Origin of the sequence: Pseudactinotalea sp. Z1732 (assembly GCF_049724975.1) — a bacterium.
Taxonomy (GTDB): Bacteria; Actinomycetota; Actinomycetes; order Actinomycetales; family Beutenbergiaceae; genus CALKWS01.
Genome location: NZ_JBMPQC010000008.1, coordinates 45,657 through 59,211 on the forward strand (window position 1 = coordinate 45,657; position 13,555 = coordinate 59,211).

The following is a 13,555-nucleotide window of genomic DNA, read 5'->3' on the forward strand; positions in this document are numbered from 1 at the left end:
GGCCGCGCCGGATACGATGCGGAAGGAAACGTTCACCACCCAAGGAGTCCACCCGAAGTGTCCGCAACCCTGCACGCCACCGGCCTGAACGTCAGTTACCCCGGAGTGCCGGTCCTGAACGGGGTCGATCTGACACTCGAGCCGGGACTTCCCCCGCTGGGAGTGGTCGGCCCGTCCGGAGTGGGAAAGACCACCCTGGTGCAGACCTTGCTGGGCGCGCTGAGACCCGACGCCGGGCAGGTCACCTGGGACGGTCGCAACGTGCACCGCCTGTCCCGCAAGGACAAGAAGCGGTTCAACGGTGCGGTGCGGGCGGTGTCGCAGTACTCGATGACCATCTCCGACCCCAAGATCACCGCCGGCCGGGTACTCAAGGGGGCCCTGGCAGAGGCACGCAAGGCCGGGCGCACGCACGCCACCTCGGTGGAGGAGTTGCTCGCCACGGTCGGCCTGCCGAACAGGTTCGAGAGCCGCTCGATGATCACCCTCTCCGGCGGGGAACGTCAGCGGGTGGCCCTGGCCAAGGCGCTGGCCACCCGTCCGGAGATCCTGTTCCTGGACGAACCCCTCACCGCTGTGCACCCGGCGGCCCGCCTGGAGATGGCCGCGCAGATCGGCGAGTTGGTCACCGAACTGCGCACCGGGGTGTTGCTGCTCTCACACGACTTGGAACTGGTGGAGCGGATGTGCCCGAACGTGCTCATCCTGGCCGAGGGCTCGTTCGTGGCGTTCGGCCCGTTACGCGAGGTGCTGGCCACCTCCGACCACCCGGCAGTACGGGACCTGGCCGAGGCTGCGCCGCTGGCGAACCAGCCGTTCCGGCCCTGAGATCAGGCCGACCTGAGCAGTCCCACCAGTGGCTCCCAGGCCTCGGTGAGGATCTCCGGCAGTGAGTGCCGGGAGGCACCCGCCCTGGACCACGCCCCGATCGCCGCGATGAGTGCTCCGGCGTAGGCGGTCCCGGCAACCTCTGCGCGGACTCCTTCCACCCCGGCCTCCACGGCATGCCTGCGAATCACCGAACCGACCGTTCCCACCCGCAAGGACGCGGCGTGGCGCAGTTCCTCATCCAGTCCCATCGGCTCGGCCTGACCGTACGCCAGCGCCACGTTCTCCGGAGGAAGCTCCGCAGCGAGTTCGAGCAGGGCGTGCCGGACCACGTCATCCAAGTCCGCGCCGCGGGTGCGCACCAGCGCATCCGCCAGTTCCCCGAAGGTTGAGTCGAAGGCGGTCCAGAGCAGGTCGGACTTGGTGGTGAAGTAGTTGAAGAAGGTGTTCCGGGAGACCCCGGCCCGGCGCGTGATGTCCACCACGGAGGTGCGCGCGTAGCCTCGCTCCAGGAACAATTCCCCGGCGGCCTCCTCGAGCACGGCCCAGGAGGAAGCCCTGGGCCGACCGGAGCGGCGCGGCGGGGTCATAGAACCATCGTACGAAGAAGTCCCGGGACGGCAACCCGCGTCCGCGCGCGCTCACTGCGCGAGACGGAGGCGCGGGCGGTGCGAGCCTGCCCGTTCGACCTCGCTGTCGGTGCGCCGAGGCCCGCGCGGCTCCGGGTCAGGGACGACTGGGGACGATAGCGTCGGCACCGAAATCCATTACCGGCGAAGGAGTCCGATGCACGCCCGAACCGAGACGATCCGAGCCCTGGCCCACTATCTCGAGCAGTGGCTGGCCTTCCAGGGCGCCCACGCCCGGATACCCGGGATCCAGGCGGCGGTGCGCGTCGGGGAGGAGCTCGTGCTCAACACCGCATGGGGAGTGGCCGACACCAGCACCGGGGAGGAACTGACCACTGGTCACCTGTTCCGGATCGCCTCCCATTCCAAGACCTTCACCGCCACCGCGATCATGCAGTTGGTCGAGGCCGGGCGGTTGCGGTTGGACGACCCGCTGGGCGAGCACATCCCCGAACTCGCCGACGCCCCGATCGCAGTGGTCACGGTCCGGGAGGCGCTCGGCCACCAGGGCGGGATCATCCGCGACGGCAGGGACAAGGGATTCTGGCAGCGACTCACCCCCTTCCCCGACCGCGCCGGACTGTTGCGGTTGGCCACCGATGAGGCCCTGACCTACCAGCGCAACGAACACTTCAAGTACTCCAACGTCTCCTACTCCCTGCTCGGATTGGTGATCGAGGCCGCCTCCGGGACCGGCTACGCCGACTACGTCCGCGAACACGTGATCGATCGGCTCGGGTTGGCCGACACCGGCCCGGAGTTCGATCCGGCTCGGGCGGCGGACTTCGTCCACGGCCACACCGCGCTGCTGCACGGGTCGGATCAGCGCGAGCCGATCACCCACGTGGACTCCCGTGCCTTCGGTCCGGCAACCGGCTTCTACTCCACGGCCGCGGATGTGACCACCTACGGCGCAGCCCACTTCCTGGGCTCGGACGCGCTCCTGACCGATGCCTCCAAACGCGTGATGCAGCGCCTGGAGTCGGTGATCGAGGGCCCGGGCACTCCTACCGCCCGGTACGGGGTGGGTATGAGCCTGCGCCGGCTGGGCGATCGGGACCTGGCCGGCCACGCCGGTGGCTACCCGGGTCAGATCACCCGCACCTACATCGACGCGACCGATCAGATCGTGGTCAGCGTGCTCACCAACGCCATCGACGGACCGGCCGACGCGCTGGCCACCGGCATCGTGCGGCTGATCGAGTTGGCCCTGAACCCCCCGCCCGCACCCGCGTCCGCCCCCGGCCCGGAGGTGGACCTGGACCGCTACGTCGGACGGTTCGCCAGTCTGTGGGGCGTGACCGACGTGGCCCGCGCCGGCGACCAGTTGTACCTGCTCACTCCGAGCAACCCCGACCCCACCGAAGCCTACCTGCAGGTCACCCCCACCGGTGCGAACTCCCTGCAGATCGAGAGCGCCTCCGGGTTCGGTCCCGTGGGCGAACAGGTGCGCTACGAGCGGGACGACGACGACCAGATCACCTCGGTGTGGATCGGCGGCGCCCAAGCATGGCCGACGCAGGCGTTCCTGGCCCGCCGCTCCGACCTGGCTCGCGGTCCGCTGCCGGGTGGCGCGTGAGCGCACCTGCTACGGCACGAGGGGCGCGGTGGCCGTGAGGTTCATCACGGCCGGGCAGTGGCAGTACCCGAGAGCCATAGACTTGTTGGACTCCGTCCAGCAAGTCGGGTCGCCTCCTGCGGCCGCGCCCACCCGGTGAAGGAACTCATGCCTACCCTCCCCCGCCCCGTTCGCGGCCGGCCGGCCCTGACCGCGGTGAGCCTCGCCGTCGTCCTCACCATCGCTGCCTGCACCACCGAGCCCGAGGACGGGGCCGGCCCGGACCCGGCCACACCCGAGGATGCCGCCGGCGGCGGCACCCTGATCTATGCCACCGGGGACGCCGAGCCCACCTGCCTGGACCCCCACGTGGGCGGCAACTACCCCCAGGCCCTGATCAGTACCCAGTACCTGGAGCCGCTGCTGGGCCGGGACGCCGACGGCACCATCCTGCCCTGGCTGGCCACCGACTGGGAGGTCAGCGACGACGGCCTCACCTGGGACTTCACCCTCGCCGAGGGTGTGACCTTCACTGACGACACCCCCTTCGATGCCGAGGCGGTCCGGATCAACGTCGAGCACGTACAGGACCCCGACACGGCCTCTTCCACCGGCTACCTGGCGATGGAGAAGGTCGAGCGGGTGGAGGCGGTGGATGACCATCACGCCCGCTTCCACCTGGCCGAGCCCGACTCGGCGTTGCTGGAGTCCCTGACCCAGCCGTGGAACGCGATGCAATCCCCGGCCGGGATCGATCGCGGGATGGACGCCAACTGCGCCGCGCCGGTCGGTACCGGCCCATTCGTGGTGCAGGAGTGGGTGCCCCAGCAGCACGTCACCCTGGTACGCAACCCCGACTACACCTCCGGGGTGCCTCGGGCCGAAAACGACGGCGTGGCACACCTGGACCAGATCACGTGGCGGTTCATCCCGGACCCGGCCACACGTTACGCAGCGTTGCAGTCCGGGGAAGTGCACGTGATCGACAACCCCGAACCGGAAGCGATCGCCGGGGCGGGCGAGGACATCGAGTACATCGACGCGCCCCGTCCGGGCTCGGTGAACCGACTCGAACTCAACGGCGGACAGGCCCCCTTCGACGACGAGCGGGTTCGGGAGGCATTCATCCGCGCCGCCGACGTCGGCCCGGGCATCGACACGCTGTACGCCGGTGTGGCCGAGCAGGCGTTCTCCCCGCTGTCCTCGATCGAGCCCTACGCCTACGCCGACGAGTCCTTGTTCAGCACCGACCCCCAGGCCGCCGAACGGCTGCTGGACGAGGCCGGGTGGAGCGAGTTCGACGACGACGGCTACCGGGTCCGCGACGGCCGGCGCCTGAGCGTGCGCATCCCGGTCTCCACCAACCAGTCGGTGGCCGCCGAACAGTCGTTGCTGGAACAGGTGCAGGCCAACACCCGCGCAGTGGGCTTCGAGGTGATCCTGAACCCGGTGGACCTGTCCACCTGGTACGGCGACCTGGCCGCCCACGACTACGAGGCGGTAACCGCGCCCTACACCAAGGTCGGCCCGGACGTGCTGCGGATCCTGTACCACTCCGACTCCCTGGTCCCGGCACCCTCGGGCTACTTCGCGAACCTGGCCCAGGTCGATGATCCGGAACTGGACGCACTCCTGGAGCGGGCCGTGGCCACCGACGACGAGACCGAGCGTGAGGAGTTGTACACCCAGGCCCAGGCCCGGGTCCTGGAGGGATTCCACATCCTGCCGTTGTATGACCAGCAGAACCACTTCCTGGTGAACGGAGCCTCGGGGGTGTGGACGCTGGACACCGTGGCCACACCCACCTTCATCGACGCCCGCCTGGACTGAGGTGATGCTCGCGCTGCGCTGGATCGCCGGGCGTCTGGGAGCGGCCGCGCTGGTGGCCTGGGTGGTGGCGACCGTGGTCTTCTTCGCGCTTCGCGGGGCCGGCGGCGACCCCACAGAGGCCATCCTGGGTGGGCCCGGTTCACAGGCCGGCCCGGAGGCCGTGGCCGCGGTGCGGACCGAGTACGGCCTGGATGAGCCCGTGCTCGTGCAGTACCTGTTCCAGTTGTGGCGGGTGGCCACCTTCCAACTCGGAGACTCCTACGCCCGGCGCCAGCCGGTGTCGGATCTGATCGGCGGGCAGCTGCCGGCCACGTTGATCCTGGCCGGTGCCGCGCTGGCGCTGGCGTGGGTACTGGCGCTGCTCATCGCTACCGCGGCGGTCAGCGCCCGAGGGCGGGTGGGCCGGCTGGCGGTCAGCGTGCTGCGCGGGGTGGAGATCGCGGCCTCGGTGCTGCCGCACTTCTGGTTCGGTGCGGTCCTGATCGCCCTCTTCGCGGTCTCGTTGGGCTGGCTGCCGGCCACCAGCACCTCCTCGGCACCCAGTGCGCTGGTACTGCCCACCATCACCTTGGCCGTTCCCGTCGCGGGTTTCCTGGGGCAGGTGATGCGAGACGGGCTGGCCGAGGCCCATACCGCCCCGTTCGCCACCACGTCCCGCGCCCGGGGCGCCTCGGAGCAGTGGGTGCTGGTCCGCCACTCCCTGCGCCACGCCGCCCTCCCGGCGATCGCACTGTCCGGGTGGGCCTTCGGGTCGCTGCTGTCCGGGGCGGTGGTCGTGGAGACGTTGTTCGGGCGGCCCGGGTTGGGCCGGTTGCTGATGGAGGCGACCACCGGCCAGGACGTACCGCTGGTGATCGGCTCGGTGCTGGTGGTGGCGCTGGGATACGTGGTGGTGATGACCCTGGCCGACCTGGCCGAGTGGGTTCTGGACCCGCGGCTGCGAGCAGGCTCGGCCTCCCGGCGTGCGCGCACGCCGCAGACGGATACGGCGGTGGGCGGATGAGCGTGTCCGGTGTGTCCCGGCCGAGGTCGCGCGTGCTCCCGGGGCGTGGTGCCCTGTCCCGGCTCGGCCTGCCCGGGCTGATCGCGGCGGTGGTGGTGGCCGTCGTCGGCCTGGCCACCTTCTGGCCGCAGGTGCTCACCGGTGTCGACCCGAACGCGATCGCCCCGGCGGATGCGCTGTCCCCGCCCGGCGCGGGGTACTGGTTCGGCACCGACACCTCCGGGCGGGACGTGTTCGCCCGGGTGGTGCACGGCGCCTCGCAGTCGGTGGGCATCGGGCTCGCCGCCACCGGGATCGGCGTCGGTCTGGGGGTGGTGATCGGGTTCGCCTCCGGCCTGGGACCGGTCTGGCTGGATGCGGGCCTGCGCCGGGTGATCGAGGTACTGTTCGCGCTGCCCACCCTGGTGCTGGCACTGCTGCTGGTGGCGGTGATGGGCCCGGGGGTGCGGGCCTCGGTGATCGCGGTGGGCCTGGCTACCGCACCGGGATACGCCCGGATTCTGCGCGCCCGGGTCCGCACGGTGGCCCGGGCCGGGTACGTCGAGGCGGCACGCCTGGAGGGGGCCGGCCCGTTCGAGGTGCTGCTTCGCCATGTTGTGCCCAACTCCCTGTGGCCGCTGCTGGCGATGATCACCCTGGGTATCGGGCAGGCGATCGTCTGGGTGGCCGCACTGAGTTTCCTGGGGCTGGGCGCACTGCCACCATCCCCGGAGTGGGGGGCGATGGTCAACGGCGGACGGTTGCACATCACCAGCGCCTGGTGGCTCGCTGTCTGCCCGGGCCTGGCCATCACCGTCACCGCCGGCGCGCTGACCGTGCTGGGCCGGGCGGTGGGTCGGGTGGGCCGGCGATGAGCCCGCTGCTGAGGATCCAGGACCTGTCGGTGACCTTCGACGGCGTGGGCCGGGTGCTGCGGGAGGTCTCGGTCAGTGTGGCCGCCGGGGAGTGCGTGGCGGTGGTGGGCGAGTCCGGTGCGGGCAAGTCGGTGCTGGCCCGCACTGCGCTGGGTCTGGCCGGTGAGGGTGGTGTACCGGCACAGATCCGCGCCGGTGTCCTGGATGTCCTCGGCCAGGATGCCCGGTCCTTCACCCCCCGGCACTGGCGCCGGATCCGGGGCGCCCAGGTGGCGATGGTGCTCCAGGATGCGCTGGGGTCATTGGATCCGCTGCGCACCGTGGGTGCCGAGGTCGCCGAGACCCTTGCGGTACGCGGCGTACCCAGCGCGCAGCGCCGCGAGCGGGTGCTGCAGGCCCTCACCGACGCCGGATTGGACCAGCCGCACCTGCGCGCCCAGCAGCGCCCCGCGGAACTCTCCGGCGGGATGCGCCAGCGGGCGCTGATCGCCTCCGCCCTGGCCGGTGGCCCGCAGTTGCTGGTGGCCGATGAGCCCACCACCGCCCTGGATGCCACGGTCGCGGCCACGATCCTGGACCTGCTGGCCCGGCTGCGCGATGAGGGGATGGGCATCCTACTGGTCAGTCACGACCTGGGCGCGGTCTCCCGCGTGGCCGACCGGATCGTGGTGCTGGCCCAGGGGCAGCTGGTCGAGGCCGGTACGGCCATGCAGGTGCTCACCGCTCCCGAGCAGCCCTACACCAGGGAGTTGATGGCGGCGGTGCCCCGCGGCCCCAAGGCCGGGACGTCGTCCACAGGTGCACAGCCCGACGGGGCCGGCGGTGCCCGGCCGAAGCACCCCGGTTCCGGCGAGGCCGGGGCGTGGTCACCGGTGCTCGCCGCACGCGGCCTGGTGCGCCGGTTCCGTCTACCGTCCGGTGGCTCGCTGGCCGCCGTGGACGGAGTGGACCTGCAGGTCCGGCCAGGCGAGGCGATTGGAGTGGTGGGTGAGTCCGGATCGGGCAAGACCACCCTGGCCCGGCTCCTGCTGGCCGCCGAGGAACCGGACGAGGGCGAGGTGGACCTCGCCGGTGAGGCATGGAGCGGGGTTCCCGAACGAGACCGTCGATCGCGCCGCCGGCAGATCCAGTACATCCCGCAGGATCCGCTGGGCAGCATGGACCCGCGCCACCGCGCCGGGCAGATCCTGCGCCGGACGCTGGACCGGGCCCGCTCGAGCCGGACGCCGGCGGAACTGCTGGCCCGGGTGGGCCTGCCCGAGGAGGCGCTGAACCGCTACCCGCGCGCACTGTCCGGTGGACAGCGCCAACGCCTGGCGATCGCCCGGGCCCTGGCCGGCCGTCCGAAGGTCCTGGTATGTGATGAGCCCGTCTCGGCCCTGGACGTGACCGTTCAGGCACAGATCCTGGACCTGCTCACCACCGTGCAGGCCACCGAGGGGGTGGCGCTGGTCTTCATCTCCCATGACCTGGCCGTCGTGCGCCGGGTGTGCGAGACCGTCCTGGTGATGCGCGCCGGCAAGGTGATCGAAAGTGGCCCCTTGGAGCAGGTCTACGCCCGGCCCGAGCAGGACTTCACACGCCAACTCCTGGCTGCGGCACCGAACTGGGACTAGCAGCAGATCCTCGGCGTCGGCCCCTCTGGACAGCGCAGGTTAGCGAGCGCTAACATCGGCTCTGTTATCGATCGCTAACGCGTGTCGTTGCCCCGGGACGGAAGCGACCAGTTCCCGGGGACTCGCTGGGACGCAGGCACACTCAATGCCGAGAGGGACCATGTTCGAACTTTCCGAGGACCACGAGATGTTCCGCGGGGTGGTGCGCGACTTCGCCGAGTCCGAGATCGCTCCGCACAGCGCGCAATGGGACCGCGAGCGCCACTTCCCCGTCGACCTGATCCCGAAGATGGGCGAGCTCGGCCTGTTCGGGCTGACCGCACCGGAGGAGTTCGGCGGCGCCGCGGGCGACTTCCTCTCCATGTGCGTGGCGATCGAGGAGATCGGACGGGTGGACCAGTCCATCGGCATCACCCTCTCGGCAGCGGTGGGGCTGGGGATCAGCCCGCTGCTGAGGTTCGGCAGCGATGAGCAGAAGCAGCAGTGGGTGCCGGACCTGGTGGCCGGGCGCGCCCTTGCCGCCTTCGGGCTCACCGAACCCGGGGCAGGTTCCGACGCCGGCGCCACTCGCACCCGAGCCCGGCTGGAGGGCGATGACTGGGTGATCAACGGCTCCAAGAGTTTCATCACCAACTCCGGTACCCCGATCACCTCCCTGGTGACGATCACCGCGCGTACCGGTGAGATGCCGGACGGGAGCCCGGAGATCAGCACGCTGCTGGTACCCGCCGGCACACCCGGACTGACCGTGGACCCCCCCTACGACAAGCTGGGTTGGCACGCCTCGGACACCCACGGGCTCACATTCCACAACTGTCGGATCCCGGCCGGGAACATCGTCGGCGAGCGCGGCGCCGGGCTGCGCCAGTTCCTGCACCTGCTCGACCACGGTCGGGTCGCAATCTCCGCGCTCGCGGTGGGTCTGGCCCGGGCGTGCTTGGACCTGGGCACCGACTACGCCCGCACCCGGGAGGCCTTCGGACGCCCGATCGGGGCGAACCAGGGGGTGGCGTTCCCGTTGGCCGACCTCGCCGTCTCGGTCGAGGCGGCCCGCGCGCTGACTTATCGCGCGGCCTGGCTCAAGGACGAGTGCGACGCCGGACGCCGGCCCGCCAGGGATCTCACCCGGGCAGCCGCGATCGCCAAGGTCTACTCCACCGAGGCAGCCGTTGATGCGGCCCGTACCGCCACGCAGGTACTGGGCGGGAACGGCTTCATGGAGGAGTTCCCCGCGGCCCGGTACTACCGGGACGCCAAGATCCTGGAGATCGGGGAAGGCACCTCGGAGGTCCAGCGGATGGTGATCGCCCGCGAACTCGGACTGCCCCGCTGAGCACGCCCCGTCGCCGCCCGCGGGATCAGGGCACTCAGGGCTGTCCGGGTCCGGCCAGCGACTGCGGGCTCAACGCCTCCAACGCCATCCGCTGCAGCAGGGCGCCGGTGGCCGCGCGCCCGAGGCGGGCGCTGTGCGGGGTGGAGTTGATCAGGCCGAGAACGGCGTGTGCGGCTGACCGGGCGGTCGCCTCCCCGACCCCGGGGGCGGCGTCCAGGATCGTGCCGGCCCAGATCTCGACATAGGCCCGCTGCAGCCGGCGCACGTTGCGCTGCTCCTCCTCGGCCAGGCTGTCCAGGTCACGATCCTGGATCGTGATCAGGGCCGGGTGGTCCAGAGCGATCTGCACGTGCCAGTCCACCAGCACCGCGAGCGCCTGCCGCCCCGGCTCGACGTCCGAAAGTCGCTCCCGGGCGACGCTCAGGATGCGCTCGCTGATCCCGATCAGCAGTTCGGCGAGGACTGCTTCCTTGCTCGCGAAGTGCCGGTAGAGGGCCGGGCCGGAGGTACCCACCTGGCGGCCGATGTCGTTGATGGACACCCCGTGGAATCCGTGCCGGGCGAACAGGTCGGCCGCGGCGTCCAGGATCTGCTGACGACGCGGGGAGGCCACCGGCCGCTCCCGCACACCCTCGCTCATCAGCACCATCCCCTCATGCTAGACCGCCGCCGGCCCGCGGCGGCGCGACCGGTTCACCCGGCACGATGTACCTACCCGCCGCCGCATGCCGGTGATCGACGCCCCGAGCGTCATCGGGCGATCCCTGCGACGATGGGGACATGACGAACCTGTTGATCGGCCTGCTCGGTCTCGCCCTCGGGGCGCTGCTGTGCTTCCGCGGTGGCTCCCTGGCTCGAATCCTGCTGGCGCTGTGGGGGGCGTTCGTCGGATTCAGCCTCGGGGCATCCCTGGCCGCCGGCCTCACCGACCAGCCGCTACTCGGGGACGCCTGGGGGTGGATCGCGGCGATCGCGGCGGCGGTTCTGCTGGCGCTGGCGGCGTACTGGTTCTACGTGCTGGCCGTGCTGATCTGGCTGGGCTCGCTCGGGTTCGCACTCGGGACCGCGCTGGCGAACTCCCTGGGTGCCTCCGAGGTGGTGGCCATGGTGGTGGGCCTGATCGCCGGCCTGGTGCTGGCGCTGGTGGCGCTGGCCCTGCGCCTGCCCGCGATACTGCTGATCGTGCTGACGGCGCTGGCCGGCGCCGCACTCATCCTGGCCTCGGTGCTGATCCTGATCGGCGAGGCGCCCCCGGGACCGGAGCTGGCGGAGATCGCCTGGCCGGACCGCTGGTGGTGGACGGTGCTCTACATCGTGGTCGCCGTCGCCGGCATCGTGGTTCAGGGCCGCAGCCGCGTCCGGCGCGGTGGGCGCGCCCAGTGGCAGCGCTCGGCACCGGCCGGCGGGGCCTGAGCCGGCGCCGCCTCACCCAGGGCAGTTCAGGCCGCGCTCCAGTGCCTCCAGATTCGCCCGCATCACCTCGACGTAGTCCGCGCCGGTACCGCGCTCCATCGGGTCCAGCACATCGACCTGCACACCCATCTCCTCCGCGAGTACCTCCACCACCCGGGGGCTGGCCCTCGCCTCGAAGAAGATGGTCAGCACGTCGGTGTCCGCGATCACGCCGGCGACCTCGCGCATCCGGGCCGGGGAGGGCTCCACCTCGGGATCCACGCCGGCGATGCCGACCTGCTCCAGGCCATAGCGATCGGCCAAGTACCCGAACGCTTCGTGAGAGGTGACCAGCGTCGCTCCGGTGCACCCGGCCAGCACGGCGCCGAACTCCCCGTCCAGGTCCATCAGGTCTGCCTCCAGGGCCTGCGCCCGGGCCCGATAGCCTGCGGCACCCTCCGGGTCCAGGGCGGCGAGTTCGGTGGCCACTTCATGGCCCGCCGCGGCGAAGCGAAGCGGGTCCAACCAGAAGTGTGGGTCGTCCGGATCAACGTCTGGCGGTCCGGCGTCGGCGGGTAATTGCGCTCGGGCGACGGCTTCGACGTCGACAACATGCGCGGGATCGACCATGTCCACCGCCTCATCCGTCGCCGGCTGCAGCCCGGAGAGGTAGATCACCAGGTCAGCCGACTCCATCTCGCCGACCTGCACCGGTGACAACTCCAGGCTGTGCGGGTCGGCCCCATCGGCAGTCAGCGACGTCACGGTAACCTCCGGCCCCCCTATCTCGGCGCCGAGGAACTCCAACGGGGAGAATCCGGCCACGACGTGCATGCCCTCCGGTTCATCCGGCGGGGTGCAGCCTGCCAGGGCCAGCAGACCCGTTGCCGAAACGACGGCGAGCCCGCAGCCGGAGCGGGACCGCGCCCGGGCGCCGGGGCGGCGCGCCCGGGCCGCAGACGCCGGCCGCGTGCCCTTGACGGCGGCCACCGGACTCAATGGTCATGGTCCTCATCGTCGTGATCGTGATCGTCCTCATCGTGATCGTGGTCGTGGTCGTGGTCGTGGGCGGGGTCGTCCTCATCGTGGGCGTGATCGTCCTCGGACACCTCGGCCACCAGATCGCCAGTGACGCCAATCAGGTCGTTCGGCGTCACGTTCAACTCTGCGGTGTTCCACACCTCGGCGGTGGGGATGTCCACGGCGTGAATCGTGGCCGTGCCCGGGTCGGTGACGAAGACCGAGCCGTCGAGTGCGGTCAAGCCCGGGCGCGGCTCCTGCCAGTCCTCGGGCACGCTCCACTCCTCGATCACCGGGATGGCGGCCACCACCTCACGCGTCTCGGGGTCGATCACGTGGATCTGACCGTCGGTGCCGAGCACCAGCGCCTCGCCGTCATCGCCGCGGGCCAGCGAGGTCCCGGAGTACGCCGCAGGAAGGCCCACCAGGTGCACCTGGTCGGAGGCGGTGTCGATCAACGAGACCTGGGTGGGTTCGCTGTAGTTACCGAGCACTACCGCGGAATTCGGCGCACCGGACAACGTCCCGATCGAGCCGTCCTCATCCGGGCTGGTCGCTTTGGCGATCCGGCCGTCGGCATAGATCAGGGCGCCGTCGGCGCATCCGACCACGACGGTCTCGGCGGCGCTGACCGCCGAGCCGTGCAGGCCCGGGCACTCGTCGGAGGCGGCTATCTCGGCGTCGGCCGCATCCAGCACACGGATGCCGGTCCGGGCCTCGGTGTCGCCGTGGGAGACCACCAGGGTGCCATCACTCAGTTCCAGTGCGAGCCCGTGGTGCGGATCCTCGGCGGTGTAGCCCCGCACGTCACGGCTTTCGTCCCGCAGGTCGCCGGAATCGAAGACGGTCACCTGACCACCGGCGTCGTCGAAGAGGGTGGTCCGGCCCTCGTTGACCACCACGTGCCCGGGTGCCTGAGCGGGGAAGATGGTCTCGGTCAGGACCGCATCGGAGGTGTAGTAGTGGGCGTGGTCGCCGTGCGGCTCGGCCCAGGTACCCAGGTCCAACACCTGGAAGCCGCCGCTGGTGGACACTAGTGCGTGCCGTCCGTCACCGGCGTCGGCGAGCCTGTTGAACCGGCGAGGTCGATGTCGGAGACCACCTCCAGGGTGGCGGCGTCCAGCACCTGCACCCCGCCGTCGTAGGTGATCGCCAGCCGCGGAGTACGCGCAGCCACCTCGGCAACCTCCTGTTCCGTCGCTTCCTCGGTGTCCGTATCGACTGGCCGATCGGTCGCGGCGTGGCCTGGATCAGGGTCACTCTGACCACAGGCCGCAAGCAGTACCAGGGGTAGGGCCAACCCGAGCGCGGTCACCACCCCGGGGCGGGTACGGGCGCCCCCGTCATCGGTGGAGGCGCGTGCGGCCAGGACCGGGGCGTGAGCGCTCCCGACGCGCAGCGGGCTCTTGCGGGGTTCCCGGACTCGTTCGTCCATGGGGTTCTCATTTCTCATGCCGTGATGAGCGCGGGGCGCTCGTTCCTTCCGCTCGGA

At 70.9% G+C, this 13,555-nt stretch carries 13 protein-coding genes; 8 read left to right on the forward strand and 5 right to left on the reverse strand.

What is annotated here, in order from left to right; genetic code table 11:
* The first annotated feature begins 57 nt into the window (after window positions 1-57).
* Window positions 58-828, forward strand: a complete 771-nt coding sequence (locus ACPL7H_RS14235; protein WP_424797519.1) for an ABC transporter ATP-binding protein — start codon at window positions 58-60, stop codon at window positions 826-828.
* A 2-nt stretch (window positions 829-830) separates the two neighbouring features.
* Here ACPL7H_RS14235 and ACPL7H_RS14240 read toward each other — a convergent pair whose 3' ends face one another.
* Window positions 831-1,418: a TetR/AcrR family transcriptional regulator gene (locus ACPL7H_RS14240; RefSeq protein ID WP_424797520.1), complete on the reverse strand. Its 588-nt coding sequence runs from the start codon at window positions 1,416-1,418 to the stop codon at window positions 831-833.
* Between the two features lie 196 nt (window positions 1,419-1,614).
* Here ACPL7H_RS14240 and ACPL7H_RS14245 point away from each other — a divergent pair, with 196 nt between their 5' ends.
* The 6 genes from ACPL7H_RS14245 (at window position 1,615) to ACPL7H_RS14270 (ending at window position 9,651) form a co-directional block, all read left to right on the forward strand.
* A complete protein-coding gene (locus tag ACPL7H_RS14245; RefSeq protein ID WP_424797521.1) occupies window positions 1,615-3,036 on the forward strand; it encodes a serine hydrolase domain-containing protein in 1,422 nt (473 codons plus the stop codon).
* A 147-nt stretch (window positions 3,037-3,183) separates the two neighbouring features.
* Complete coding sequence (locus ACPL7H_RS14250) at window positions 3,184-4,845, forward strand: ABC transporter substrate-binding protein (RefSeq protein WP_424797522.1); 1,662 nt, start codon at window positions 3,184-3,186, stop codon at window positions 4,843-4,845.
* A 4-nt stretch (window positions 4,846-4,849) separates the two neighbouring features.
* Window positions 4,850-5,848, forward strand: a complete 999-nt coding sequence (locus ACPL7H_RS14255; RefSeq protein WP_424797523.1) for an ABC transporter permease — start codon at window positions 4,850-4,852, stop codon at window positions 5,846-5,848.
* Complete coding sequence (locus ACPL7H_RS14260; RefSeq protein WP_424797524.1) at window positions 5,845-6,702, forward strand: ABC transporter permease; 858 nt, start codon at window positions 5,845-5,847, stop codon at window positions 6,700-6,702. Before ACPL7H_RS14255 ends, ACPL7H_RS14260 begins: the two co-directional genes overlap by 4 nt.
* On the forward strand, window positions 6,699-8,318 hold the full coding sequence (locus ACPL7H_RS14265; protein WP_424797525.1) for an ATP-binding cassette domain-containing protein: 1,620 nt from the start codon (window positions 6,699-6,701) through the stop codon (window positions 8,316-8,318). Before ACPL7H_RS14260 ends, ACPL7H_RS14265 begins: the two co-directional genes overlap by 4 nt.
* A gap of 160 nt (window positions 8,319-8,478) precedes the next feature.
* Complete coding sequence (locus tag ACPL7H_RS14270) at window positions 8,479-9,651, forward strand: acyl-CoA dehydrogenase family protein (protein WP_424797526.1); 1,173 nt, start codon at window positions 8,479-8,481, stop codon at window positions 9,649-9,651.
* Between the two features lie 34 nt (window positions 9,652-9,685).
* On the opposite strand, the gene ACPL7H_RS14275 is transcribed toward ACPL7H_RS14270, so the two are convergent.
* Window positions 9,686-10,300 (reverse strand): TetR/AcrR family transcriptional regulator, encoded by a 615-nt coding sequence (locus tag ACPL7H_RS14275; RefSeq protein ID WP_424797527.1) that lies wholly within the window; start codon window positions 10,298-10,300, stop codon window positions 9,686-9,688.
* A gap of 131 nt (window positions 10,301-10,431) precedes the next feature.
* Here ACPL7H_RS14275 and ACPL7H_RS14280 point away from each other — a divergent pair, with 131 nt between their 5' ends.
* Window positions 10,432-11,064 carry a DUF4203 domain-containing protein gene (locus tag ACPL7H_RS14280; protein ID WP_424791638.1) on the forward strand — a complete coding sequence of 211 codons (633 nt, stop codon included), beginning with the start codon at window positions 10,432-10,434 and terminating at the stop codon, window positions 11,062-11,064.
* A 12-nt stretch (window positions 11,065-11,076) separates the two neighbouring features.
* Here the strand turns inward: ACPL7H_RS14280 and ACPL7H_RS14285 are convergent, their stop codons facing one another.
* The 3 genes from ACPL7H_RS14285 to ACPL7H_RS14295 are packed head-to-tail and all read right to left on the reverse strand — an operon-like array spanning window position 11,077 to window position 13,498.
* Window positions 11,077-12,033 carry a metal ABC transporter substrate-binding protein gene (locus ACPL7H_RS14285; protein ID WP_424797528.1) on the reverse strand — a complete coding sequence of 319 codons (957 nt, stop codon included), beginning with the start codon at window positions 12,031-12,033 and terminating at the stop codon, window positions 11,077-11,079.
* A gap of 5 nt (window positions 12,034-12,038) precedes the next feature.
* Complete coding sequence (locus tag ACPL7H_RS14290; RefSeq protein ID WP_424797529.1) at window positions 12,039-13,097, reverse strand: hypothetical protein; 1,059 nt, start codon at window positions 13,095-13,097, stop codon at window positions 12,039-12,041.
* Window positions 13,097-13,498, reverse strand: coding sequence for a hypothetical protein (locus tag ACPL7H_RS14295; protein WP_424797530.1), 402 nt, complete (start codon window positions 13,496-13,498; stop codon window positions 13,097-13,099). The genes ACPL7H_RS14290 and ACPL7H_RS14295 overlap by 1 nt, the downstream gene beginning before the upstream one ends.
* Window positions 13,499-13,555 lie beyond the last annotated feature (57 nt).

Bases quoted from the DNA above. Each gene is read 5' to 3' on its own strand.
- ACPL7H_RS14270 (WP_424797526.1), top strand. From the start codon at position 8,479: ATGTTCGAACTTTCCGAGGACCACGAGATGTTCCGCGGGGTGGTGCGC.
- ACPL7H_RS14245 (WP_424797521.1), top strand. From the start codon at position 1,615: ATGCACGCCCGAACCGAGACGATCCGAGCCCTGGCCCACTATCTCGAG.
- ACPL7H_RS14265 (WP_424797525.1), top strand. From the start codon at position 6,699: ATGAGCCCGCTGCTGAGGATCCAGGACCTGTCGGTGACCTTCGACGGC.
- ACPL7H_RS14250 (WP_424797522.1), top strand. From the start codon at position 3,184: ATGCCTACCCTCCCCCGCCCCGTTCGCGGCCGGCCGGCCCTGACCGCG.
- ACPL7H_RS14260 (WP_424797524.1), top strand. From the start codon at position 5,845: ATGAGCGTGTCCGGTGTGTCCCGGCCGAGGTCGCGCGTGCTCCCGGGG.
- ACPL7H_RS14255 (WP_424797523.1), top strand. From the start codon at position 4,850: ATGCTCGCGCTGCGCTGGATCGCCGGGCGTCTGGGAGCGGCCGCGCTG.
- ACPL7H_RS14280 (WP_424791638.1), top strand. From the start codon at position 10,432: ATGACGAACCTGTTGATCGGCCTGCTCGGTCTCGCCCTCGGGGCGCTG.
- ACPL7H_RS14275 (WP_424797527.1), bottom strand. From the start codon at position 10,300: ATGGTGCTGATGAGCGAGGGTGTGCGGGAGCGGCCGGTGGCCTCCCCG.
- ACPL7H_RS14295 (WP_424797530.1), bottom strand. From the start codon at position 13,498: ATGGACGAACGAGTCCGGGAACCCCGCAAGAGCCCGCTGCGCGTCGGG.
- ACPL7H_RS14240 (WP_424797520.1), bottom strand. From the start codon at position 1,418: ATGACCCCGCCGCGCCGCTCCGGTCGGCCCAGGGCTTCCTCCTGGGCC.